We start from the raw sequence: 25,018 nt of genomic DNA on the forward strand, positions 1-25,018 counted from the left end.
CCAAGAAGTTGGGTTTTAAAAGAGTGTGGGTTGAAGCAGCGGTTTTGAGAGCTGTTTCAGCATCATGCATTCCCCAGTTGAATCAGAAAGGCAAGCGCGATGGCGGGCGAAGGATCGATGGCGGAGAACCGGGAAGAGGCGGAGGCGCTGTCCGAGGTGATGGGCGATCTTGAGCGCCGGTCCGAGCGGTTCGGCACGGCCCTGACCTCGGCCCTGCAGGCGGCGACGGCGGGCGGCAAAGGGCTGGACGATGTGTTGCGCGGGTTGGGGCAGCGGCTGTCCGGCATCGCACTTTCGGCCGGTCTGAAACCGCTGGAGGGCATGATCGGCAATGCCGTCAGTGGGCTTTTGAACGGCGGCGGTTCGCTGTTCGCCTTTGCCGATGGCGGTGTGCCGGGACGCAGCATCACGCCCTTTGCCGATGGCGGCGTCGTTTCCAGTCCCGCCTTTTTTCCTATGGGCGGCGGGCTTGGGCTGATGGGCGAGGCGGGGGCGGAAGCGATCCTGCCGCTGAAGCGCGGTTCGGATGGCGCTCTCGGCGTTGCCACGCCGTCCGGCGGCGGGGCGCAGATCGTTTTTAACGTGACGGCCACGGATGCTGCGAGCTTTCGGAAAAGCGAAGGCCAGATCGCGGCCATGCTGGCGCGCAGCGTCGGGCGCGGCCAGCGCGGATTGTGACGCACGCGCATCCTCCCACGTTTCAAGACCATCGAAAAGAATCCAGGAACAACGACATGGCGGCATTTCATGAAGTGCGGTTTCCGCTACGGCTCGCGCTCGGAGTGAGCGGCGGGCCGGTGCGGCGGACGGACATCGTCAACCTGTGCAATGGCCGCGAAAGCCGCAACCAGCGCTGGAGGAACGCCAGACGCAGCTATGACGCCGGATCCGGTATCCGCTCCGTCGCCGATCTTTATGAGGTGCTCGCCTTTTTCGAGGCGCGGCGCGGCGAGCTTTACGGCTTTCGTTTTCGCGATCCGGTGGATTTCAAATCCTGCCCGCCGGGGGAGACGCCCGCCGCGACCGATCAGAGGATCGGCACCGGCGACGGCGTGACAGCGGGTTTTCAGTTGCGGAAGACCTATGCTGATGCGGGCGGCTCCTTCGTGCGGCGGATCGAGAAACCGGTCGAAGGTTCGGTCATGGTTTCGGTTGAAGGGGTAAAGGTCGAAGCGGCTGATGTGGCGGTCGATCATGTAACCGGCATGATCGTGTTCCGTGCGGGGCGGGTGCCGCCCGCCGGAGCCGCGATCCGCGCCGGTTTCGAATTCGACGTGCCGGTCCGCTTCGGGATCGACCGTATCGACGTGAACCTGACCGCTTTCGAGGCGGGCCGTATTCCCTCCATTCCACTGATGGAAATCCTGCCATGAAAAACATTCCCGCCGCCCTTGCCGGGCATCTCTCGCAAGATGCGACGACGACATGCCATTGCTGGAAGGTGACACTGAAGGACGGTGCGGTGATCGGTTTTACCGATCATGACGAGGCGATATCACTCGGCGGTCTGTCCTACCTTGCCGCCAGCGGCTTTTCTGCCAGCGATAGCGACGGCGAAACAGGGCTGGGCGCTGGCGCCGGGGAGGTGGCTGGCGGTTTTTCGAGCGAGGCGATTGCGGAGGGCGATCTGGCCGCCGGGCGTTTCGATGGGGCGAGGGTGGAGCTTTTCCTCGTCAACTGGCAGGCGCCTGACCAGCATGTGCTGCTGAACAGGCGCGAGATTGGCGAGGTGACACGGGCCGGCGGCGCATTTCGCGCGGAGCTGCGCAGCCTTGCCCATCGCCTCGGCCAGCCACAGGGCCGGGTCTATGGGCGGCGCTGCGACGCCGCCCTTGGCGACAGGCGTTGCGGTGTCGATCTGGCGCGCTTCACCGGGCATGGCAGCGTGGCGGCGGTGGATGCTTCGGGTAGCCTGATCGTCTCCGGGCTCGATGCCTTTGCCGATGGTTTTTTCAGCCGGGGGAAGCTGCGTTTTCTGACCGGCCCGCTCGCCGGCAAGGGGTTCGATCTCGACGGGCAGGAGCGGCGTGACGGCGGGATGCTTCTGTCCTTCTGGCTGCCGCCGGAACAGACGCCTTCGCCGGGAGATACGTTTTCCGTCACCGCCGGCTGCGACAAGAGTTTTTCCACCTGCCGGGCGAAATTCGCCAATCATCTGAATTTCCGCGGCTTTCCGCATCTGCCGGGGGCGGATTTCGCCTATTCCTATGCGGCGGGCGGCGAGAGCCATGACGGCGGGGCGCTGTTTTCATGAGCGATCCCGGCGAAAGAGTGCTGGCGCTCGCCGAAGGCTGGATCGGCACGCCCTATCGGCATCAGGCCTCGTTGAAGGGTGTCGGCTGCGATTGCCTCGGCCTCATTCGCGGCATCTGGCGGGACCTTTACGGCCACGAACCGGAATTGCCGCCGCCCTATGCGCCCGATTGGGCCGAACGCGGCGGCGAGGACCGGCTGATGGCGGCCGCAAAACGCCATTTTCCGGCGGTGGCGGGCCTGGAAGAGGCAAGGCCGGGAGACCTGCTGCTATTCCGCTGGCGGGCCGATGCGGCCGCTAAACATCTGGGCATTCTGGCCGGTCCGCAGCATTTCATCCACGCCTATGAACAGGCGGCGGTGGTGCGTTCGGCGCTGGTGCCCGGCTGGCGGCGGCGCATCGCCGGCGTCTTCCGTTTTCCCGATCCCTGATTTTTCGAGGCAAGCATGGCGACAATCGTTTTTCAGGCGGCGGGCGCGGCACTCGGCGGCATTTTCGGTCCTTTGGGCGCGGTGATCGGCCGGGCGGCCGGGGCGCTGGCGGGCAATGCCATCGACCGCACGCTGCTTTCGAACGGGCGGACGGTAACGGGCGCGCGGCTCTCGACGGCGCGCATTCCCGGCGCGGATGAGGGAGCGGCGATCAACCGGCTTTACGGCGCAGCACGGATCGGCGGCACGCTGATCTGGGCGACGCGTTTCGAAGAAAGCGTGGAAGTGGAGCGGCGTGGCGGCAAGGGCAATCGCGGCCCGAAAGTGGAGACCTTTCGGTATTTCGCCAGCTTTGCCATCGGCCTGTGCGAAGGCGAGGCGGCAAGGGTGCGGCGCGTCTGGGCCGATGGGCGGGAACTGGACCTGAGTGCCGTGGAGATGCGCTTTTATCCCGGCAGCGAGACGCAATTGCCCGACCCGCTGATCGAGGCGAAGCAGGGGGCGGGCAATGCGCCGGCCTTTCGCGGACTGGCCTATGTGGTGTTCGAACGCCTGCCGCTCGACGGCTTCGGCAACCGCATTCCGCTCATGCAGTTCGAAGTGGTGCGGCCGGTCGGCCGGCTGGAAAAATCCATCCGCGCCATCACAGTCATTCCGGGCGCCACCGAGCACGGTTACGCCACCGCGCAGGTTTGCGAAAGGACGGGGATCGGCCAAAGCCGCATTATGAACCGCAACGGCCTGACCGCGTCGACCGACTGGGCTGCTGCGATCGACGAGTTGCTGGATCTGTGCCCCAATCTTGAGAGCGTGGCGCTGGTGGTGAGCTGGTTCGGCACGGATATGCGGGCGGGGGAATGCCGCATTCTGCCGGGCGTGGAAGTGGCCGGCCGGGATGGGGAAACCATGCCATGGTCCGTCGCCGGCCTTTCGCGCGATGAGGCGCATCCTGTCAGCCATCATGGCGGCGGCCCGGCCTATGGCGGCACGCCGAACGACGAAAGCGTGTTGCAGGCGATAGCCGATCTCAGGGCGCGCGGCCTTCGGGTGTGCCTTTACCCCTTCGTGATGATGGATGTTCCCATCGGCAATGGGCTGCCGGACCCCTATGGCAAAAGCGAGCAGGACGCCTATGCCTGGCGCGGGCGCATCACCTGCTTTCCCGCCCCCGGCAGGGCCGGCTCTGCGGATCGCAGCGCGGGCGCAAGGGCGCAGGTTTCCGCCTTCTGCAACCGTGACGAAGGCTATCGTCGCATGGTGCTGCACTATGCGGCGCTGGCGGCCCAGGCGGGGGGAGTGGATGCTTTCCTGATCGGCTCGGAGCTGCGCGGGCTGACCTCGCTCAGGGACCAGAACGACGCCTTTCCCTTTGTCGGGGAATTGCTGCGGCTGGCGGGTGATGTGCGGGCGATATTGGGGCCGGCGGTGAAGCTGACCTATGCGGCGGACTGGAGCGAATATTTCGGCTACCAGCCGGCCGATGGCTCGGGCGATGTCTTCTACAACCTCGATCCGCTCTGGGCGAGCCCTGATATCGATGCCATTGGTATCGACAATTACATGCCGCTTTCCGACTGGCGCGACGAGGATGCCGCAAACGGCAATCCTGACGGCATGATCGGCCCGGACGATGCCGGTGCCTTCCGCCGCGCCATCACGGCGGGGGAGGGTTTCGACTGGTATTATGCCAGCGATGCGGACCGCGCCGCGCGGCGGCGCACGCCGATTACCGACGGGTTGAAGGGCAAGCCGTGGGTGTTCCGTTACAAGGACTTGCGCAACTGGTGGGGAAACCTCCACTACGACCGGGTGCGGGGTGTGGAAAAAACAACGCCGACGGCATGGGCGCCGCGCTCGAAGCCCATCTGGTTCACCGAACTCGGCTGCCCGGCGGTGGACAAGAGTGCGACGCGCCCCAATGTCTTTCCCGATCCGAAATCGGCGGAAAACGCCTTTCCCTATTTTTCCCGCCGCAACCGCGCCGACAGCCAGCAGCGACGGTTTCTGGAGGCGCATCTCGACCATTGGGGAAAGGGCGATACGGCGATGGTCGATGCAAACCGGGTCTATCTATGGACCTGGGATGCACGGCCCTTTCCGGCCTTTCCGCAGAATGGCGCGGCATGGAGCGATGGGGCGAACTGGCGCACCGGCCACTGGCTGAACGGGAGGCTGGGCACGGCAACGCTCGCCGATGCCATCGCCGCCATCCTCACCGATCACGGCTTTTCAGACTTCGACGTTTCGGCCGTCAGCGGCGATCTGGGAGGTTATGTGCAGGGCGACGTGACTTCGGCCCGCAACCTCTTGGAGCCGCTGATGGCGGCGTTTCAGGTGGATGTGACGGAAGATGGCGGAACCCTGCGTTTCCGCTCCCGCAATACAGCCGTCTTGCCGGTGCGGGATATTGCCGTGCTGGCCGATCTGGAGGACGAGCCGCTCTGGTCGGAAAATCGCGGCCATGACAGCGATTTCGCGGCTGAAGCCGTGCTGACGTCCTTCAACCCGGCGCTGGATTACGAGCAGGCAAGTGTACGGTCCCGCCGCATCGACAATGCCGGCAGCCGGGTGATGCGGCTCGATCTCAACGCTGCCCTGCCTGCGGAAACGGCGGAAGCCGCCGTCGAGGCGTTGTTGCGCGACAACCGGCAGGCGCGGCGCAGCCTGCGCTTTGCTCTGCCGCCTTGCGATATCGCGCTTGAACCGGGTGATTGTATCCGCCTGCCGGAAGGGACCTTTCCGCAGGCGCCGGCAGGGCGGTTTCTGGTCAGCCGGATCGAGGACGGCGCGGTGCGGCAGGTGGAGGCGCGGGCCTTTTCCGCTGCCTTTCCGATCTTTGCCGGCGGCGCGGAGGAACGGCGCAGCAGCGGCGCAAGCGGAGCCGAAGGTTTCGCGCCGGAAGTGCTGTTTCTCGATCTGCCCTACCATGACGGCACCGCGCCGGAGGATTCGGCGCGGAGTGCGGCGCTTGCAAAGCCCTGGCGGCCAATCATCATTTCCGCGTCGCCGGGCAGGGAAGGCTACCGGCAGCGCGTGGTGCTGGACCGGCCGGCGATGATCGGCGCGCTGGCAATGCCGCTGACATCAGGTCCTTCCGGCCGCTTCGACCGGAAAAACACCGTTGTCGTCGATCTGCCCTTCGGCGAGGTATCGTCGGCCGGGGAGCTTCCGGTGCTGAACGGCGAGAACCGTCTCGCCATCAAGGCGGCGAACGGCGTGTGGGAGATCGTCGCTTTCGCAAAAGCCGAGGAAATCGCACCCTCGCGCTGGCGGCTCTCCGCTCTTCTGCGGGGACTGGCCGGCACGGAAGACGCGCTTGCCGCAGGCGCGCCAAAAGGTGCGCCGGTGGTGGTTCTGGATGCGGCGGTGCAGCCGCTCGGTCTTGCCGCGAACGAGCGAGGGCGTCGCCTGAACTGGATTGCGGAAGCGGCCGGAATGGCGGGCGCGCCGAGCGGTCCTTTTGCCTTCGAGGGCGGCCTGCGGGCGCTGACACCGCTCGCGCCGGTGCATCTTGCCGCCGAGCGGCGCGGCGACGGCGTTTTCATCAGGTGGAAACGACGGGGCCGGGTGGAGGCCGACGGCTGGGATGCGAGCGACATTCCGCTGGACGAGCCCTTCGAGCTTTATCGCATCGAGGTGCTGGACGGCGAGACCGTGCGGCGCATGGCGGAGGTTTCGCGTCCCTTCTGGTTTTACCCCGCAGCGGACGAACTCACAGATTTCCCGGCATTGCGGGATCACATTTCCGTGCGTGTCCGAATGCTCGGCCGTGCGGTGCCTTCGGGCGTGGTGGTGCAGGCCACCCTTCCGATCTGACATGTGCCTGAAAAACAACGCAAAGGATGAGACTATGGACAGTACCAAAGCATGGTATCAATCGCGCACGATCTGGGGCGCCCTGGTCGCGGTTTTCGCACCGCTTTTCAGCATCGCCGGCCTTGATCTGCCCGCCGGTCTGCAAGGAGAATTTGCGGACGGGCTGGTGACGGTTGCGGGCGGAATCGGTGGTCTGGTCGCACTTTACGGCCGTCTTTCGGCGACCAGTGCCATTCGCTGACAGCGCCCGCGACGATGCCGTTCCCGCCTTGCGCCCATGCGGCGGGGGCGGCATTCATTTGCCATTCAGACGCTTTGCGCTACATATTCGGTCAGAATACGGTTCGAGACGCACCCGATTTTTTGGAAGTTTGTAGAATGGCATCACCTCTCATCATCGCGACGCTTGCAGCCGGGCTTTCCGGTTTCACGGCGCCCGAGGCTGATCTGCAGGGCCATTACATTCTGGCGGCGAGCGATTGCGGCGCAGCCGTCGCCCGCGTCGTGCGCGAAACCGGCGGTCAGCTGCTTTCGGTCTATCCTTCCGGCGACGGTCAGTCCTGTGTCGTCACCGTTCTCGTCCAGGGCAATGGCGAACGCCCGCGCAAGGTGACGATGCGCGTGCCGATGTAGCTTGCCCGCATCGCCGAAATATCGGAAAACAATCCGACACATTTAGCATGACCGGCGACGCGCCTGCGGGCCGGGATACAGGAAAGGGCGGACAATGCGTATTCTCGTTGTTGAGGACGATGCCAATCTCAATCGTCAGCTGACCGATGCGCTGAAAGAAGCCGGTTATGTCGTCGATCAGGCATTCGACGGCGAGGAAGGCCATTATCTCGGCGATACCGAGCCCTATGACGCCATCGTCCTCGATATCGGCCTGCCGCAGCTCGACGGCATCACCGTCGTTGAAAAATGGCGTGCGGCCGGCAAGGCCATGCCGGTGCTCATCCTCACCGCCCGCGACCGCTGGAGCGACAAGGTCGCCGGCATCGACGCCGGTGCCGACGATTATGTGACGAAGCCTTTCCATGTCGAAGAAGTGCTTGCCCGCGTGCGCGCGCTCATCCGCCGCGCCGCCGGCCACGCCTCTTCCGAACTGGTGTGCGGCCCGGTCCGGCTCGACACCAAGTCTTCCAAGGCGACCGTCAACGGTACGACGCTGAAGCTCACCTCGCACGAATTCCGGCTGCTGTCCTATCTCATGCACCACATGGGCGAGGTCGTCTCGCGCACGGAGCTGGTCGAACATATGTACGATCAGGATTTCGACCGCGATTCCAATACCATCGAGGTGTTTGTCGGCCGTCTGCGCAAGAAGCTCGGGGTTGATCTGATCGAAACGATCCGCGGTCTCGGTTACCGGATGCAAGCGCCGGCAGATGCGAAGTAATTCCCTCACCGCCCGCGTTCTGCTGCTCGCCTCGCTCTGGTCGGTGCTGGCGCTGGTGGTGATCGCCGTCGTGATCTCGACGCTTTACCGGCAAGGGGTGGAGCGCAGCTTCACCGATCTTCTGAGGGCGCAGCTTTATAACGTCATCAATTCCGTGACGATTTCCAATGAGAATACGCTGGCCGGCAGCCCGCAGCTCGGCGATCTGCGCTTTTCGCAGCCCGATACCGGCTGGTACTGGGTTGTCGAGCCGCTCGGCAATTTCCAGACCGCGCCATTGGTGTCATCGTCGCTCGGCGTCTCCACTTTGCCGGTGCCGAGCATTCTCGATGCGCCCTTCGACAACCGCTATGAGCGCTTTTATGCCGTCACCGACGAGGCGGGCAATCAGGTGCGCGTGGCGGAAACGGAAGTGGTGCTGGATGGCGAGGGGCGCGCGGCGCGTTTCCGTGTCTCCGGCAATCTGAACGTCGTGGAAGACGATGTGCGCGATTTCTCCAACAGCCTTTATCTGGCGCTCGCCGTTTTCGGTGTCGGCAGTCTCGTCGTCAACGGTCTTGCCATTCTCTACAGTCTGCGACCGCTCGATCAGGCTCGCGTCGCGCTTGGCAAGATCAGGGGCGGGGAGGCGGAAAGCCTCGAAGGCGAATTCCCGCGTGAAATCCAGCCGCTTGCCAATGAGGTCAATGCGCTGATCGACAGCAATCGCCGCCTCGTGGAGCGCGCTCGCATGCAGGTCGGCAATCTCGCGCATTCGCTGAAGACGCCGATCGCCGTTCTTCTGAACGAGGCCCGCACGCTGGAGCCGCAGCATGGCGATCTGGTGCGGGCGCAGGCCGACGCCATGCAGGCGCAGGTGCAATCCTATCTCTCCCGCGCCCGCATCGCCGCCCAGCGCGGCTCGATCCTTGCCCGCGTGGAAGCGGAGCCGGCGCTGGAACGGCTTGTGCGCGTGATGCGCCGCCTGAACCCCGACAAGCAGTTCGTGCTGAATTTTGAGCAACCCGGCGCCGTCCTCGGTATGGAGCAGCAGGATCTGGAAGAGGTCGTCGGCAATCTTCTGGAAAATGCCGCGCGTTTTGCGCAGACGCGTGTGGTCATCACGCTTGCGACCGGCACGCACCCATCCTCCGATGCGGAAATCGCCCGTCGCTCCTGGGTGGAGCTGACGGTGGAGGACGACGGGCCGGGGCTTGAGCCGGAACAGATCAGCGAGGCGATGAAGCGCGGCAGACGGCTTGACGAAAGCCGTCCGGGCACGGGCCTCGGATTGTCGATCGTTTCCGAGGTGGTGTCAGAGTACCATGGCCGCTTTTCGCTGTCGCGCAGCGCCATTGGCGGGCTGAAAGCCGATCTGATTTTGCCGGGCCTTTCGAAAGAGCTTGCGTGAGGCAAGAAAAAAGGCAAGAAATTCAATGGCACTATATTGGGTGCAATGCGGTAGGAAAGAGGACAGGGTTTGGTTGACGTGTATGATGGCTGCCGCTCCGTGACAATGCGTTCGCTGGTGTCACGCCCGGCACTTCTCTCGATCCTGTGCGTATCGATGCTGAGCGCCTGCACCACCACGGGCACCCGCCCGGCGGGCGGCGGTCTGTTCGGCCGCTCTGCGCAGCCCTCGACGCCTTTCCTTGCCAATCTGGAAGGCGGCATTGTCGGGCGAAGCGGCGTGCAGCTCGACAGGGGTGACCAGACCAAGGCGCTGGAAGCCGAATACAAGGCGCTGGAAACGGCCCCCGTCGGCACGCCGGTTTCCTGGACCGGCGATGACGCCAAGGGGCAGGTGGTCGCCAATGCGCCCTATCAGGTCGGCAACCAGAATTGCCGGCAATATTCGCACACCCTGACGGTCGACGGACGCGAAACCAGGGCGCGCGGCGCAGCCTGCCGCAATGCCGATGGAAGCTGGTCGCCGCTGACTTGAAATAGTTTGACGTAAATCAAGGTCACGGGCCTTTTGCGATGACAAGAAGAGGCATGGCGGTGCAGCCGGGAGATGGCCTGCGGTGCGGCGTGATGTCTCAAATTCACGTCATCCCCGCGCTTCATGTTTCCATGTGCCGCGCATTCGAGTAATTGAGCCTTATGTTCTGGATTGTCGTTGCGATATTGACGGCGGCTGTCGCCATCGTCCTGATGTACCCGCTGATGCGGAAGACCGAGGCGCCGCAGACGCGCCGCGACGGTGAGGTCGCCGTTTATCGCGATCAGCTGGCCGAACTGGACCGCGAACGCGCCGCCGGCCTGATCGGCGACACAGAGGCGGATTATGCCCGCGCCGAAATCGGCCGCCGGCTTCTCGCCGCCGCCGAAGCGGAAGAGCAATCCGGCAAAGAAACCCGGCCGCGCCGGCACAATCTCGCCGCCAGCCTCATCACGGTTCTGCTGCCCGCGCTCGGTCTCTGTCTTTACATCTGGAACGGCAGTCCGGAAGTGCCGGACATGCCGCTCGAGGCGCGTCTTGAAAAGCCCGGTAACGACATGAACCTGCTGGTCGCCCGGGCGGAACGGCATCTGGCGCAGAACCCGGAGGACGGCGCCGGCTGGGATATTCTCGCACCGATCTATTTCAAGACATTGCGGCTTGGCGATGCCGAGCTTGCCTATCGCAATGCGCTTCGTATTCTGGGACCGAGCCCGGAACGGCTGACGGGCCTTGGCGAAACGCTGGTGGCCGGCAATGACGGCATCGTCATCGAGGCCGCGCGTGCTGCTTTTGCTGAGGCCGAAGAGCTGAAGCCCGGCAATCCGCGCGCCCGCTTCTATCTGGCGCTGTCGCTGGAACAGGCCGGCAAGGCCGAGGAAGCACGCGCCGCCTTCACCGCGCTGGCGGCCGATGCACCGGCCGGCGCGCCGTGGCTGCCGCTGGTGCGCGAACATATCGCCCGGACCGGCGGCGCGGCGACCCCTGCCGCACCCGGCCCGACCGCTGAGGACATGGCGGCGGCAAAAGACATGACGGCGACCGACCGGCAGGCGATGATCGAGGGCATGGTGGCGAGTCTCGACGCCAAGCTGAAGGAAAACCCGGCCGATTTCGAAGGCTGGATGCGTCTCGTTCGCGCCTATTCCGTGCTGAAGGACGAAGCCAAGGCCGGAGAGGCCCTGCGGGCGGGGCTGAAGGCCTTCCCGCCGGAGGGCGAGCAGGGCAGGCAGCTTCTGGCGCTGGCCAAGGAGCTGGGCGTTTCCGCCGGACCGATCCGCATGAACGGGCAGCAGGATGCCGCGCCGCAGGGAGTGACGCAATGACCCGCAAACAGAAACGCCTAGTGATCATCGGCGGCGGCATGAGCTTCATCGTTGCAGCCGTGCTGCTGGTCATGTTCGCCTTCGGCCAGTCCATTGCCTATTTTTACATGCCGGCCGATCTGGAGAAAACGCCCGTCAACCCCGGCACCCGCATCCGCCTCGGCGGGCTGGTGGCGGAAGGCTCGATCAAGCGCGGCGAGGGCCGCACGGTGAGCTTCACGGTGACCGACGGTGAAGCGAACGTGCCGGTCAGCTATACCGGCATCCTGCCCGATCTTTTCCGCGAAGGGCAGGGCGTTGTGACCGAAGGCATGTTCGATGCCGCGACCCACGGTTTCGTGGCCGACAGCGTGCTGGCCAAGCACGACGAGAACTACATGCCGAAAGAAGTGGCCGACCGGCTGAAGGACAAGGGCCTGTGGCAGCATGCCGGAGACGGCGAGGAACCAGCCGCCGCAACGCCAGCGGCCAGCGCACCTTCTTCCGACAAGACCGGAGCGACCAGATGATCAACGAGATCGGCCATTATGTTCTTGTTCTGGCGCTCGGTGTGGGGCTGATCGTCTCGACGCTGCCGGTCATCGGCGCGCGCCGTAACGACCGGGCGCTGATGGATGTCGCCTCGCTCGGCTCGGTCCTGATGTTCCTGCTGGTCGCCTTCTCCTTCGCGGCGCTGACGCGGGCTTATGCCGTCTCGGATTTTTCCGTGCGCAATGTCTGGGAAAACTCCCATTCGCTGATGCCGATGATCTACAAGCTGACCGGCGTTTGGGGCAACCACGAAGGCTCCATGCTGCTGTGGCTGCTCATCCTGGTGTTTTTCAGCGCGCTCGTCGCCGCCTTCGGCCGCAACCTGCCGGAAACGCTCAAAGCCAATGTTCTTGCGGTGCAGGCATGGATTTCGGTCGCCTTCCTGCTGTTCATCCTGCTCACCTCCAACCCGTTCCTGCGGCTGGAGCCGGTTCCCGCCGAGGGGCAGGACCTCAATCCGATCCTGCAGGATTTCGGCCTCGCCATCCATCCGCCGCTGCTCTATCTCGGTTATGTCGGCTTTTCCGTCTGCTTCTCCTTTGCCGTTGCGGCGCTGCTGGAAGGACGCATCGACGCCGCCTGGGCGCGCTGGGTGCGGCCATGGACGCTCGCCGCATGGACCTTCCTCACCGCCGGCATCTCCATGGGCTCCTACTGGGCCTATTATGAACTCGGCTGGGGCGGCTGGTGGTTCTGGGACCCGGTGGAAAACGCTTCCTTCATGCCATGGCTTGCCGGCACCGCGCTGCTGCATTCGGCGCTCGTCATGGAAAAGCGCGAGGCGCTGAAGATCTGGACCGTGCTTCTGGCGATCATGACCTTTTCGCTCTCGCTGCTCGGCACCTTCCTCGTCCGCTCCGGCGTGCTCACCTCGGTGCATGCCTTCGCCACCGATCCGAGCCGCGGCATCTTCATTCTCGGCATTCTGACCGTCTTCATCGGCGGCGCTTTCGCGCTTTTCGCATGGCGTGCACCTTCCCTGAAGGCCGGCGGCCTGTTCGCGCCGATCTCGCGCGAAGGATCGCTCGTCCTCAACAACCTCATCCTCACTGTGTCCACGGCGACCGTGCTGATCGGCACGCTCTATCCGCTCATTCTGGAAACGCTGACGGGCGAAAAAATCTCTGTCGGTGCGCCCTTCTTCAATCTTACGTTCGGCCTGCTGATGATCCCGATCCTGATCGTCACGCCGTTTGGCCCGATGCTCGCCTGGAAGCGCGGCGATCTTCTCGGAGCCTTCCAGCGGCTTTATGTGGCGGCAGCGCTTGCGGCCCTTGCCGGGCTGACGCTCTGGTACATTCAAAATGGCGGTCCCGTGCTGGCCGCACTCGGCATCGCTGCCGGTTTCTGGCTGATCTTCGGCGCTTTCGCCGATCTCTGGTATCGCGCCAATTTCGGCAAGCTCGCCTTCGGTATTGCGTTCCGCCGCCTGAAGGGCCTGCCGCGTTCGGCCTTCGGTACGGCGCTGGCGCATATGGGGCTTGGCATCACCGTGCTCGGCATCGTCATCGTCACCACTTTCGAGACCGAGACGGTCTTGGAAATGAAAGAGGGCATGGCGGCGGAAGCGGGCGGTTACAGCCTGACCTTCGATGGCGTCCGCCACGCCGTCGGCCCGAATTTCACCGAGGATCGCGGCCATTTCACCGTGCGCAAGGCGGGGGTGGAGGTGGCTGATGTCTGGTCGTCCAAGCGGCTCTATACCGCGCGGCGCATGCCGACGACGGAAGCCGGCATCCTGACCTTCGGCCTCAGCCAGCTTTATGTCTCGCTGGGTGACCCCATGGCCGATGGCGGCATGGTGGTGCGCATCTGGTGGAAACCCTTCATCCTGTGCATCTGGGGCGGCACGCTGTTCATGATGGCGGGCGGTTTCATCTCGCTCTCGGACAGACGTTTGCGGGTCGGAGCGCCGAATCGCAAGGCGAAGCCGGTGCGGGCTGCAATGCCGGAGGCGGCGGAATGAGGGAAGTTGTAGTGAGGCTCGCTCTGCTTCTTACCCTCATGTTTGTCGCAGCACTTCCCGCTTCCGCGTTCAATCCGGACGAAGTGCTCAAAGACCCCGTGCTGGAGCAGCGCGCCCGCAACCTCACGTCTCAGCTCCGCTGCATGGTCTGCCAGAACCAGTCCATCGACGACAGCAATGCCGAGCTGGCGCGTGACCTGCGGGTTCTGGTGCGCGAACGGCTGGTCGAGGGTGACAGCGACAAGGCCGTCATCGATTATGTCGTGTCGCGTTACGGCGAGTTCGTGCTCCTGAAACCGCGCCTCAGCCTGCGCACCGTGCTTTTGTGGGGTGCGCCCATCGGTCTCACCCTTGCGGGAATTTTCGCCGTCTTCGTCTTTTCGCGCCGCCGCGCAAGCCAGGAACAGCCGCAGAAACTGAGTGCGGACGAAGAAGAACGAATTCGCAATCTCATTGAAAAATAACCGGTTTTCATTTTTCTCCCCGGTTCTTTTTCAACATTACGGATTTTTCATTCGTCAGACACTTCGCCGTAAGGTGTCGCCTCCTATATCTTCATCATCCACCGCTTCTCCCCCGGTCAAACGGGCTCCAGTCTGAATGAAGAAAGAAGGTACACCATGTCTCATTCGCAAAACGGCCATTCCTCGCTGAAGACGGCCTCGCTGAAGACGGCTTTGAAGGCCACGACCGTTGGCGGCCTTGCGGCGCTGATGCTTTCCACCGGCATCGCCGCACCGATCCTCCATTCGTTTGCCGCTCCCGTCGAGGTGAATGCGCCGCAGGTTCCGAGCTTCGCCAATGTGGTCGATGCGGTGTCGCCCGCCGTCGTCTCCGTTCGCGTGCAGTCGAACGTGCAGCCCGCTTCCGATGACTCCAGCAATTTCTCCTTCAATTTCGGCGGCCGTGGCCTCGACCAGCTGCCGGACGACCATCCGCTGAAGCGCTTCTTCAAGGAATTCGGCGGCCCCAACCAGGATCGCTCCGACCGTGGCCCGAACCGCCACCGTGACGGCAAGGGTCCGCTGCGCCCCGTCGCTCAGGGCTCCGGCTTCTTCATTTCCGAAGACGGTTACATCGTCACCAACAACCACGTCGTCGATGACGGCTCTGCCTATACGATCGTGATGAATGACGGCACCGAACTCGACGCCAAGCTCGTCGGCCGCGATCCGCGCACCGATCTGGCACTGCTGAAGGTCGATGTGAATCGCAAGTTCACCTATGTCCAGTTCGCCGATGACAGCAAGATCCGCGTCGGTGACTGGGTCGTCGCCGTCGGCAACCCCTTCGGTCTCGGCGGTACGGTGACGTCCGGCATTATCTCGGCCCGCGGCCGTGATATCGGCTCCGGCCCCTATGACGACTACCTGCAGATCGACGCCGCCGTGAACCGTGGTAACTCGGGCGGTCCCGCCTTCAACCTCAACGGCGAAGTGGTCGGCATCAACACCGCCATCTTCTCGCCGTCCGGCGGCAATGTCGGCATCGCCTTCGCCATTCCGGCATCGGTCGCCAAGGACGTGATCGCCGACCTGCAGAAGGACGGCAAGGTCGAACGCGGCTGGCTCGGCGTGCAGATCCAGCCCGTCAGCAAGGATATCGCCGAATCGCTCGGCCTTTCCGAAGCCAGCGGCGCGCTTGTCGTTTCGCCACAGGCCGGCTCGCCGGGCGACAAGGCCGGTATCAAGCAGGGCGACATCATCACCGCCGTCAATGGCGAGCCCGTCAAGGATGCCCGCGACCTGTCGCGCCGCATCGGCGGCATGGCGCCCAACACCAAGGTTGAAATCTCGCTGTGGCGCGGCGGCAAGTCGCAGCCTGTCACGGTGACGCTCGGCGATCTCGCCAGCGACGATGCTTCCAAGGCGACGCCTGCCCAGAACGAGGACAAGGGCGGCCAGTCCTCCAGCGAGAAGGTGCTCTCCAGCCTCGGCCTGACGGTTGCGCCCGCCGATGACGGCAACGGCCTTGCCATCACCGATGTCGACCCCGACAGCGATGCCGCCGCCCGTGGCCTGAAGACGGGTGAGAAGATCACCTCGGTCAACAACCAGCAGGTCGCTTCCGCCGCCGATATCGAGAAGATCCTCGAACAGGCCAAGAAGGACGGTCGCTCCAAGGCGCTGTTCCAGATCCAGACGGACGATGGCAGCCGCTTCATCGCTCTGGATATCGATCAGGGTTGATAGGTTGAAAGGCGATGCCGGTTCTTTCGGGAGCCGGCGTCGTCAAGGAATGTGTCTCGCCTGTAGGACGGGACAGAACATATGGAACGAGCGCGTGCCACTTGTTTCTTCTCCCCGTGGGGGAGAAGGTCGCGGCAGCGGGATGAGGGGGCAAGGGTAGCTAGAGACTGCGCGCTTGCCCCCTCATCCGACCCTTCGGGCCACCTTCTCCCCGGCGGGGAGAAGAAACCCAGCCGCACTCGCCCAGTCCCTGGGCGCTCGCTCCGTCTTGAAGCGCAAAGGTGCCAGAGACCAGGTCTTCGGAGGAAACCTCATGGAAAACAAGGTTCAGGAAATGTCTGTCGCATCTGTTTCCGGTTGTGCGGAAAAGGGCGAGGGCGCTATTGTCCCGCACATGAAGATTCTTGTCATTGAAGACGACCTCGAGGCTGCGGCCTATATGACCAAGGCGTTCCGCGAAGCCGGGATCGTCGCCGACCATGCGAGCGATGGCGAAAGCGGCCTGTTCATGGGTTGCGAGAACGCTTACGACGTGATGGTGATCGACCGTATGTTGCCGCGCCGCGACGGACTTTCCGTCATCAGCGAGCTGCGCCGCCGCGGCATCGAGACGCCGGTTCTGATCCTTTCCGCGCTGGGGCAGGTGGATGACCGCGTCACCGGCCTGCGCGCCGGCGGCGACGATTATCTGCCGAAACCCTATGCCTTTTCCGAACTGCTCGCCCGTATCGAGGTGCTGGGCCGCCGCAAGGGCAAGCCCGAGCAGGACATGATCTATCGGGTCGGCGATCTCGAACTCGACCGGCTCTCCCACGATGTCCGCCGCAACGGCAAGGAAATCCTGCTGCAGCCGCGCGAATTCCGCCTGCTCGAATATCTGATGAAGAATGCAGGTCAGGTCGTGACCCGCACCATGCTTCTCGAAAACGTCTGGGACTATCATTTCGACCCGCAGACCAATGTCATCGACGTGCATGTGTCCCGCCTGCGCTCGAAGATCGAGAAGGACTTCGAGAAACCGCTGCTGAAGACCATTCGCGGCGCTGGCTACATGATGAAGGACGAGGGCTGATTGGCGAAAATGGCCCGCCTCAGAATAGTGTTCCGGTCGACAGCGGTGCGCCTTTCGGCGCTCTATATCCTGCTGTTTGCGCTCTGCGCCGCCTTCCTGGTCTTCTATGTCACCGCCCTTTCCGAACGGCTGCTGAACCAGCAGACGCGCGATGCCGTGCTTCAGGAAGTCTCGGATGTGCAGCGCATCTATAATCGCGGCGGCATCAACCCGCTGCTGCGGATGATGGAACGCCGCGCCCGCCAGCCGGGGGCGAGCCTTTACGTCATCGCCGGGCCGAATGGCGAAATCCTTGCCGGCAACGTCGCTTCCGTGCAGCCGGGCGTTTTCGACAAGGAAGGCTGGACCGGTTTTCCTTTCCGTTACGAGCGTTACTCCGAAAGCGGCGACAGCGTGCAGCATCTGGCCACCGCCAATGTCTTCATGCTGGATAATGGCCTGCGCATCCTGATCGGCCGCGACCTCGGCGAACCCACCAAGTTTCGGGCACTGGTGCGCAACGCACTGATGGTGGCGCTCGCCATCATGGGCGGCGGCGCGCTGCTCATCTGGTTCGGCATCGGCCGCAACGCGCTGAAACGCATCGACCGCATGTCGGCGGCGACCAAGAAGATCATGGCGGGCGACCTTTCGCAGCGACTGCCGCAGGGCCGCTCCGGCGATGAATTCGACCGCCTGTCCGGCTCGCTCAACGCCATGCTCGGCCGCATCGAAAAGCTGAATGAAGGTCTGCGGCAGGTCTCCGACAATATCGCCCATGATCTGAAGACGCCGCTGACGCGGCTGCGCAACAAGGCGGCCGCAGCGCTTGACGACAATGACGAGACGAAACGGCGCGCAGCGCTTGAAGGCATCATCGCCGAATCCGACCAGCTTATCCGCACCTTCAATGCGCTGCTGATGATTTCCCGCGTCGAGGCCGGCTCAATTGCAGCAGAAATGACCGATGTGGACGTCTCGGCGATTGCCGCCGACAGCGCCGAACTCTACGAGCCGGTGGCCGAGGATGCCGGGCTTGTGCTGGAGGCCGAAATAGAGGCTGACCTGTCGGTAAAGGGCAACCGCGAGCTGATCGGACAGGCGCTCTCCAACCTCATCGACAACGCCATGAAATATGCCTGCGAGGGTGAAGGCGACAAAAAGCTCGTTGTGCGTCTGGCAAGGGAACCGGAGGCCATCGTGCTCTCCGTCGCCGATAACGGCCCCGGCATTCCCGCCGATAAACGCGGTGAGGTGCTGAAACGCTTCGTCAGGCTGGATGAAAGCCGCTCGAAACCCGGAACCGGGCTCGGCCTGTCGCTGGTGGAGGCCGTGATGGAGCTGCATGGCGGATCGCTGATGCTGTCGGACACGGATGCCGCGAATGCCGCCTGTCCGGGGCTGACCGTTTCGATGGTGTTTCCCGTCCCTAAGGCATAAGCACCACTTCCTGACGCCGCCAGCGATATCCAGACCGGCGAGGTTCGGCGGATCACCGGGATTTGTGCGCAAAGTCTTCGCCATCCGGAAAATGACTGTTTTTCAAGATTGTATTGCAAGATGATCTGAAGAATAGTCCGGTTGATTGACGGCAATGGCTCTGTTCGGAAATCGCGTGCGATGGACGAAAGGATGTGTGACGGGTGGCAGCTACGGTTCCCTTGACCGACGACGGGCACGGCCCGATCATTCTGTTCGATGCCGAATGTGTGCTGTGCTCCGTGAATGCGCAATTCGTGCTGCGGCATGACAGGGCCGGACATTTCCGCCTGGCATCCATGCAGGGCGATATCGGCGCGGAAATTTACCGACGTTGCGGCATGGACCCGAAAGATCCGGTCAGCATGCTGGTCGTGGAGGGCGGCAGGGTGCGGCAGGACAGCGATGCCGTGCTGAGCATATATGAAGCGCTGGGCCTACCCTGGCGGCTGATCACCATATTGCGCATCGTTCCCGCATTCCTGCGCGATCCCGTTTATCGCTTTGTCGCCCGCAATCGCTACCGCTGGTTTGGAAAACGCGAAGAATGCTGGGTGGCGCCGCCGGAGTACCGGGAGAGAATCCTTTGACCATGGCAATGGCCACCCGTTCAGGTAAACCGGGCATCGGCACAGAGGCGTCGGCAGGGTAATGAAAATATTGATCCTCGGCGGTTATGGTGTGTTCGGCGGCCGGCTGGCGGAACTGCTTGCCGATATGTCCAGCCTTGAAATTCTCGTCTGCGGCCGCAGCCTCGCACGGGCGGAGGCCTTTTGCGCAGCCTGGCGCGGACAGGCGCAATTGCGCCCGCTGATGCTCGATCGCCGCGATATCACAGACGCCCTGCGCATCCACAAGCCCGATCTTGTCGTCGATGCGTCCGGGCCGTTCCAGACCTATGGCAGCGCATGTTACGGCGTGATAACGGCATGCATCGACGCCGGGATAGACTATCTCGATTTCGCCGATGCCGCCGATTTCGTTTTCGGCGTTAGCCAATTCGACGAGCGGGCAAAAGCCGCCGGTGTTTTCGTCCTGTCAGGCGTCAGCAGTTTCCCCGTCCTGACGGCCGCCGTCCTGCGCGAAATGGAAAGGACCATGGACATTCTCACCGTCGAGGGCGGAATAGCGCCGTCTCCTTATGCCGGGATCGGCCTCAACGTCATGCGGGCGGTGGTGGGTTATGCCGGCGCGGCGGTCAAGCTCTGGCGGCATGGCAGGCCGGCGCACGGCGTTGGCCTTGCGGAAAGCAGGCGCTTCACCGTTGCCGTGCCCGGCAGGCTGCCGTTGCGCAATATTCACTTTTCGTTGGTCGATGTGCCGGATTTACAGGTGATTCCACCGGAACACCCGTCGATGACCGATATATGGATGGGGGCCGGTCCCGTGCCGGAGTTTCTGCACCGTATGTTGAACCTTCTGGCGAAAGCGCGGGCGCGGTTCGGCCTTCCCTCATTCGCGCCGCTATCGCCGCTGTTTCATGCCGTGCTGAACCGGATGCGCTTTGGCGAACATCGCGGCGGCATGTTCGTCCGCGCGCAGGGGCGTGCAGCGGGCAGGCCGATGGAGATGAGCTGGCATTTGCTGGCCGAAGGCGATGACGGCCCCTACATCCCCTCCATGGCGATCGAGGCTCTTGTCCGCAAGATGCTGAGCGGCGAGCGCCCGTTGCCCGGCGCACGCGCCGGCACGGATGCGCTGAACCTTGCCGATTACGACCGGCTTTTCCGCAGCAAGACGATCTACACGGGGTTCCGCCGCGAGGAACTCGACGTCCCGCTGTTCCGCCAGCTTCTCGGCCCGGCCTTCGATGACTTGCCGCCGCGCCTGCGGGAACTTCACGACAGCAAGGATGTTCGGCAATGGAGCGGGGTCGCCGAGATACGCCGCGGACAGGGCATGCTGGCCCGCATGATTTCCGCGCTCGTCGGCTTTCCGCAGGCGGGAAAGCAGGTTCCCGTCAGCGTCACCTTCACGCCGGAAAAGGGCAAGGAGCGCTGGACGCGGAATTTCGGCGGGCGGCGTTTCTCGTCCACACAGTCGGCAGGCATGGGCAAGGATCGATATCTGCTGGCGGAGCGCTTCGGCATCGTCACCGTCGCTCTGGCGCTGGTGCTCGATGGCGGTCAGCTGGCTCTCATCCCCCGGCGATGGCATGTTCTGGGCATACCGCTGCCCGGCTTTCTTCTGCCGAAGGGTGAGAGTTTCGAGTCCGAGAAAAACGGTCGGTTCTGCTTCGATGTGGAAATTTCTCTGCCCTTCGTCGATCTCGTCGTCGCTTATAAGGGCGCGCTGGAACCGGCCGCCCGTTCTGCGAAACATCGCGGCCCCGGTGAAACGCTTTGCGGCGCTTCACCGGGTGAGGAGGCGTGAGGGCAGGGACGCCTTTCCTCATCGGGGACGTGCCGGAGCGCGCATCCGTGGCCGCGCGGTTCTCCTGCTCGCGGTTTAGAACGTGTAAGCGACGCCCACCATCGCAAACGGCTGAATATCCTTCTTCGACAGGGGGCTGTCCTTGGCATCGCCCAGCAGGAAACCGACGCCGCCCGCGCCGGTGATCGACCAGTTCTCGGTGAGGAGGTAAGTGACGGAGGCGCTGGCGTCGACGCGCTTGAAGCCCGATTTCGCGTCGAAGCGGCGCAGGCCCGAGCGGGCGGACTGGGCCGAGGTGACGCCGAAATAGGATTTCATGTGCTTGTCGTCCGCCCAGGTGGCGGAGAGGTCGGCGCCCAGGATGAACTGATCGACCTTGTGCGAGACGCTGGCGCCGATGGTCGCGGTCAGGCCTTCGCTGCCGTCGATGGTCTTGTCCACCTTGGCGTAGATTTCGAAGGGGTCCACGCCATAGGCGATGACGCCGCCGACCACGCCGGCCGCCTTGATATCGCCCATTCCGCGCAGGTTTTTCCTGTCGTCCTTTTCCTTGCGCCCGGCTTCCCAGCCGCCCTTCACACCCAGCCTGAAGCCGTTGTGGTTCAGCAGGTTGACGGTGACGCCGCTGAAATCGATGCTCAGCGTATCTCCATATTCGATGGAAACCAGCGGCACGGCGCCTGCTTCCAGCTTGTCCGAACCCTCATATTTCGGGGCGTAGGCGGCACCGACACCGAGCGTGATCTTCCAGTCGCTGGAGCTGCTGTAGCGGGCATTGTCGAAATTGCCCTGCGGATCGGCCACCCGGTCCGATTTGCCGATATCGGCGGCAAAAACGGGCGTGCAGACGGCTTGCGCCATGGGCAGCGCCGTCAGGCAAAGGGCAATCGCGCGCAGGTTCTTGTGCAATTTCACTGTAAAAATCTGTTTCATGATCATATCCGTTGCAACATCGAGCGTTGGAAAACCGGGGAGTCGGGTTTCGTTGAGGCTGACGCTACGCGGGCACAATTGCGGAGACATTACGGGGGATGGCGCTTTGGAAAACATCGCCATCGGCGGTTTTATGATCGCAAAGCGGCCTGCATTTGTTACAACGCCAGATGCATGCGCCGGGAGGATTCTAAGAGGTGTGGCGGCAGGGACGTTTCGGGTGCGGCGCATCCGGTCCTGAAAGCCGCATGTCGGGGAGCGGCGAGAGGATAGTCGGAAGAGGGAGAGACACAGTGACGAAACGGGAAACCGCCGAAAGGCGGCTGAGCGAGGTCCTGCCGGGCGTGATCCGCCCCTATACGCAGACGGAACTGAAATCCGTTCTTTCGACGCTGAAGGATATCGGCAAAAGCGAGCCGGCGGTGGCCGCGCTGCTTGCCGGGGAAAGTGCACTCAAAGAGTTTATCGCCGCGGCTTTCACGCTGTCCCCCTATCTGCGTGACATGGCGTCTGCGGATGAGGGGCTTTTGTCGCTGGCGATGTCGAAACCGCTCGAGCCGCTGCTGGCGGGTCTTGTCCATGAGGCGCGCGATTGCTGGAAGCCGGGCGAAGAAGGCGGGGTGCCGAGCGAAAACGAGGTGATGTCGCGGCTGAGGGTAGCCAAACGGCGGCTCTCTTTCATCGCGGCACTTGCCGATCTGGCGCGCATCTTCACCGCGCGCGATACGACACGCTGGCTGAGCGACATGGCGGATGCATCGCTTTCCGCCGCCATCGATCACCTGCTGCTCGCCGCCCATGAGAGCGGCAAGCTGAAACTGAAAAATGTCGCAGCCCCCAGCGACGGGTCGGGCCTCATCGTGCTCGGCATGGGCAAGCTCGGCGCGCGGGAGCTGAACTATTCTTCCGATATCGACGCCGTGGTGTTCTTCGAACCCTCAGCCGGCATCATGGACGATCCCTATGATGCGACGGAGAATTTCGGCCGCATGATGCGCCGTCTGGTCCGCATCATGCAGGAGCGCACGGCCGATGGTTACGTCTTCCGCACCGATCTTAGGCTGCGGCCCGATCCCGGCTCGACGCCGCTCGCCATCCCCGTGGAGGCGGCGCTGCTTTATTACGAGGGCAGGGGCCAGAACTGGGAACGCGCCGCCTATATCAAGGCGCGGCCGGTGGCCGGCGATATCAGGGCGGGTGAGAATTTCCTGCGCGAGCTGACGCCCTTCATCTTCCGCAAATATCTCGATTATGCGGCGATTGCCGATATTCATTCCATCAAGCGGCAGATCCACGCCCATAAGGGCCATGGCGCGATTGCGGTGAAGGGCCACAATGTCAAGCTCGGGCGCGGCGGCATCCGCGAGATCGAATTCTTCGCGCAGACACAGCAGCTCATTGCCGGCGGCCGCATGCCGGCGCTCAGGGTCCGCGCAACGCAGGAGGCGCTTGCGGCGCTGACCGACGCGAAATGGATCGACGCCGAAACGCGTGACAGCCTGACGGACGCCTATTGGTTCCTGCGCGAGGTGGAGCACCGCATCCAGATGGTGCGCGACGAGCAGACCCATGTGCTGCCGGACACCGAAGCCGAATTGAAGCGCATCGCCTTCATGCTCGGTTTCGAGGACACCAAGGCCTTTTCGGAAAAGCTGGAACAGGTGCTGCGGCTGGTGGAGCGGCGTTATTCGGCGCTGTTCGAGCAGGAGGTGAAACTGTCTGGCGAGGCCGGCAATCTGGTCTTCACCGGCCAGAAGGACGATCCCGATACGTTAAAGACGCTCTCCGCCCTCGGCTTCGAGCGGCCGGAGGATATTTCCCGCGTCATCCGCACCTGGCACAATGGCCGCTACCGGGCGACGCAATCCGTCGAGGCGCGCGAGCGGTTGACGGAGCTGACGCCTGACCTGCTCAGGGCCTTCGGTGAAAGCAAGCGGGCCGATGAGGCGTTGCTGCGTTTCGACAATTTCCTCTCCGGCCTGCCGGCCGGCATCCAGCTCTTTTCGCTGCTCGGCAACAACCCGGCGCTGCTTGACCTGCTGGTGACGATCATGTCGTCCGCACCGCGCCTTGCCGAAATCATCGCCGCCCGTCCGCATGTCTTCGACGGCATGCTTGACCCGGCATTGATGAGTGACGTGCCGACGCGCGACTATCTCGCACACCGCATGGGAAGCTTTCTCTCCAATGCCCGGCATTATGAGGATATTCTCGACCGGCTGCGTATTTTCGCTGCCGAACAACGCTTCCTCATCGGCGTTCGGCTTCTCACCGGTGCGATCCGCGGTGAAGTCGCCGCCCGCGCCTTCACCCATCTTGCCGATCTGGTGATCGAGGCGGCGCTGAATGCCGTTCTGGCGGAAATGGAAGCGGCGCATGGGCTTTATCCCGGCGGGCGCGTCGCCGTCATGGGCATGGGCAAGCTCGGCTCCTTTGAGCTGACGGCCGGTTCGGATGTCGATCTCATCCTGCTTTATGACTATGACGATGCCGCCCATGAATCGACCGGCGCAAAGCCGCTTGATGTCGTGCGTTATTTCACCCGCGTCACGCAAAGGCTGATTGCCGCGCTTTCCGCGCCGACGGCGGAAGGCGTGCTTTACGAGGTGGACATGCGGCTTCGCCCCTCCGGCAACAAGGGCCCGGTGGCGACCCGCATTTCCGCCTTCGAGAAATACCAGCGCGAGGAAGCCTGGACCTGGGAACATATGGCGCTCTCCCGCGCCCGCCTGATCTGCGGCGATGCCTCGCTGATGGAGGATGCGCGCCGCATCATCGCTTCCATCCTGTCGCAAAAGCGCGATGTGGCGAAGGTCTCCACCGATGTGCTGGAAATGCGCAGCCTGATCGAGCAGGAAAAGCCACCGGAAAACAACTGGGACTTCAAGCTCATCAATGGCGGGCTGATCGACCTCGAATTCATCGCCCAATATCTGGCGCTGGTGGGGCCGGTGAAGGGGCTTGCCGCGCATGAACCGGGGCGCAACACGGCCGAGGCGCTGCAGGCGCTCGCCGCCCCGGTGATGGAGCCGCAGGCATTTGATGACTGCATGGCGGCGATGGCGCTCTACACCGAAATCTCGCAGATCGTGCGGCTGTGTATCGACGGCGCCTTCAACCCGAAGGAAGCGCCGGCGGGCCTCACCGATCTCGTTTGCCGGGCGGGGGACTGCCCTGACATTCCCACACTGGAGGGAGAGGTGAAGCGGCTGGCGAAGGCGGTGCGGAAGGCGTTTGTGGGGACGGTGAAGAATGGTGGGTGAGGCTTCACCCCCCTCTGCCCTGCCGGGCATCTCCCCCTCAAGGGGGGAGATCGGTATGCGGCAACGGCGCGATCATCTCAAATG

Annotated in this window: 21 protein-coding genes; 20 read left to right on the forward strand and 1 reads right to left on the reverse strand. The window is 63.5% G+C overall.

The features are described from left to right. Window positions 1–99 precede the first annotated feature (99 nt). The 19 genes from FGF54_RS03355 to FGF54_RS03445 all read left to right on the forward strand — a co-directional run bounded on the left by FGF54_RS03355 (window position 100) and on the right by FGF54_RS03445 (window position 20,738). Window positions 100–678, forward strand: a complete 579-nt coding sequence (locus FGF54_RS03355) for a phage tail tape measure protein (RefSeq protein ID WP_142778917.1) — start codon at window positions 100–102, stop codon at window positions 676–678. 56 nt (window positions 679–734) lie between these two features. After that, window positions 735–1,373 carry a TIGR02217 family protein gene (locus tag FGF54_RS03360; RefSeq protein WP_142778918.1) on the forward strand — a complete coding sequence of 213 codons (639 nt, stop codon included), beginning with the start codon at window positions 735–737 and terminating at the stop codon, window positions 1,371–1,373. After that, window positions 1,370–2,254, forward strand: coding sequence for a DUF2163 domain-containing protein (locus tag FGF54_RS03365; RefSeq protein WP_142778919.1), 885 nt, complete (start codon window positions 1,370–1,372; stop codon window positions 2,252–2,254). The genes FGF54_RS03360 and FGF54_RS03365 overlap by 4 nt, the downstream gene beginning before the upstream one ends. After that, a complete protein-coding gene (locus tag FGF54_RS03370; RefSeq protein ID WP_142778920.1) occupies window positions 2,251–2,685 on the forward strand; it encodes an NlpC/P60 family protein in 435 nt (144 codons plus the stop codon). Before FGF54_RS03365 ends, FGF54_RS03370 begins: the two co-directional genes overlap by 4 nt. Window positions 2,686–2,700: 15 nt before the next feature. After that, window positions 2,701–6,501: a glycoside hydrolase/phage tail family protein gene (locus FGF54_RS03375; protein WP_142778921.1), complete on the forward strand. Its 3,801-nt coding sequence runs from the start codon at window positions 2,701–2,703 to the stop codon at window positions 6,499–6,501. A gap of 34 nt (window positions 6,502–6,535) precedes the next feature. Then, the gene (locus FGF54_RS03380) at window positions 6,536–6,742 is read left to right on the forward strand and encodes a hypothetical protein (RefSeq protein ID WP_168207994.1); all 207 of its coding nucleotides are present in this window, start codon (window positions 6,536–6,538) and stop codon (window positions 6,740–6,742) included. 137 nt (window positions 6,743–6,879) lie between these two features. Beyond that, window positions 6,880–7,134, forward strand: a complete 255-nt coding sequence (locus FGF54_RS03385) for a hypothetical protein (protein WP_003497070.1) — start codon at window positions 6,880–6,882, stop codon at window positions 7,132–7,134. A gap of 94 nt (window positions 7,135–7,228) precedes the next feature. Then, window positions 7,229–7,900: a response regulator transcription factor gene (locus FGF54_RS03390; protein ID WP_003509815.1), complete on the forward strand. Its 672-nt coding sequence runs from the start codon at window positions 7,229–7,231 to the stop codon at window positions 7,898–7,900. Then, a complete protein-coding gene (locus tag FGF54_RS03395; RefSeq protein WP_003521230.1) occupies window positions 7,890–9,290 on the forward strand; it encodes a HAMP domain-containing sensor histidine kinase in 1,401 nt (466 codons plus the stop codon). Before FGF54_RS03390 ends, FGF54_RS03395 begins: the two co-directional genes overlap by 11 nt. A 105-nt stretch (window positions 9,291–9,395) precedes the next feature. Continuing rightward, the gene (locus tag FGF54_RS03400) at window positions 9,396–9,824 is read left to right on the forward strand and encodes a membrane protein (protein ID WP_031233367.1); all 429 of its coding nucleotides are present in this window, start codon (window positions 9,396–9,398) and stop codon (window positions 9,822–9,824) included. A gap of 161 nt (window positions 9,825–9,985) precedes the next feature. Then, window positions 9,986–11,149, forward strand: coding sequence for a c-type cytochrome biogenesis protein CcmI (gene ccmI / locus FGF54_RS03405; protein WP_168207995.1), 1,164 nt, complete (start codon window positions 9,986–9,988; stop codon window positions 11,147–11,149). Then, window positions 11,146–11,658 (forward strand): cytochrome c maturation protein CcmE, encoded by a 513-nt coding sequence (gene ccmE / locus FGF54_RS03410; RefSeq protein WP_080817359.1) that lies wholly within the window; start codon window positions 11,146–11,148, stop codon window positions 11,656–11,658. The genes ccmI and ccmE overlap by 4 nt, the downstream gene beginning before the upstream one ends. Continuing rightward, on the forward strand, window positions 11,655–13,646 hold the full coding sequence (locus FGF54_RS03415) for a heme lyase CcmF/NrfE family subunit (protein ID WP_142778924.1): 1,992 nt from the start codon (window positions 11,655–11,657) through the stop codon (window positions 13,644–13,646). The genes ccmE and FGF54_RS03415 overlap by 4 nt, the downstream gene beginning before the upstream one ends. Further along, the gene (locus FGF54_RS03420; protein WP_142778925.1) at window positions 13,643–14,110 is read left to right on the forward strand and encodes a cytochrome c-type biogenesis protein; all 468 of its coding nucleotides are present in this window, start codon (window positions 13,643–13,645) and stop codon (window positions 14,108–14,110) included. Before FGF54_RS03415 ends, FGF54_RS03420 begins: the two co-directional genes overlap by 4 nt. A gap of 156 nt (window positions 14,111–14,266) precedes the next feature. Beyond that, window positions 14,267–15,835: a Do family serine endopeptidase gene (locus FGF54_RS03425; RefSeq protein WP_142778926.1), complete on the forward strand. Its 1,569-nt coding sequence runs from the start codon at window positions 14,267–14,269 to the stop codon at window positions 15,833–15,835. Between the two features lie 313 nt (window positions 15,836–16,148). Then, entirely contained in the window at window positions 16,149–16,907 is a 759-nt protein-coding gene (locus tag FGF54_RS03430) for a response regulator transcription factor (RefSeq protein WP_031233368.1), read from the forward strand. Window positions 16,908–16,916: 9 nt separating this feature from the next. After that, window positions 16,917–18,326, forward strand: a complete 1,410-nt coding sequence (locus FGF54_RS03435) for a HAMP domain-containing sensor histidine kinase (protein WP_142780120.1) — start codon at window positions 16,917–16,919, stop codon at window positions 18,324–18,326. Window positions 18,327–18,529: 203 nt separating this feature from the next. Continuing rightward, on the forward strand, window positions 18,530–18,955 hold the full coding sequence (locus tag FGF54_RS03440; RefSeq protein WP_142778927.1) for a thiol-disulfide oxidoreductase DCC family protein: 426 nt from the start codon (window positions 18,530–18,532) through the stop codon (window positions 18,953–18,955). A 61-nt stretch (window positions 18,956–19,016) separates the two neighbouring features. Next, entirely contained in the window at window positions 19,017–20,738 is a 1,722-nt protein-coding gene (locus tag FGF54_RS03445) for an SDR family oxidoreductase (protein ID WP_142778928.1), read from the forward strand. 75 nt (window positions 20,739–20,813) lie between these two features. Here FGF54_RS03445 and FGF54_RS03450 read toward each other — a convergent pair whose 3' ends face one another. Further along, entirely contained in the window at window positions 20,814–21,677 is an 864-nt protein-coding gene (locus tag FGF54_RS03450; protein ID WP_168207996.1) for a MipA/OmpV family protein, read from the reverse strand. A gap of 287 nt (window positions 21,678–21,964) precedes the next feature. Between FGF54_RS03450 and FGF54_RS03455 the strand changes: the two genes are divergently transcribed. Further along, window positions 21,965–24,934, forward strand: coding sequence for a bifunctional [glutamine synthetase] adenylyltransferase/[glutamine synthetase]-adenylyl-L-tyrosine phosphorylase (locus FGF54_RS03455; protein WP_142778929.1), 2,970 nt, complete (start codon window positions 21,965–21,967; stop codon window positions 24,932–24,934). Window positions 24,935–25,018: the final 84 nt, after the last annotated feature.

The sequence above is a fragment of the Agrobacterium sp. T29 genome (assembly GCF_006970545.1).
Lineage (GTDB): Bacteria > Pseudomonadota > Alphaproteobacteria > Rhizobiales > Rhizobiaceae > Agrobacterium > Agrobacterium leguminum.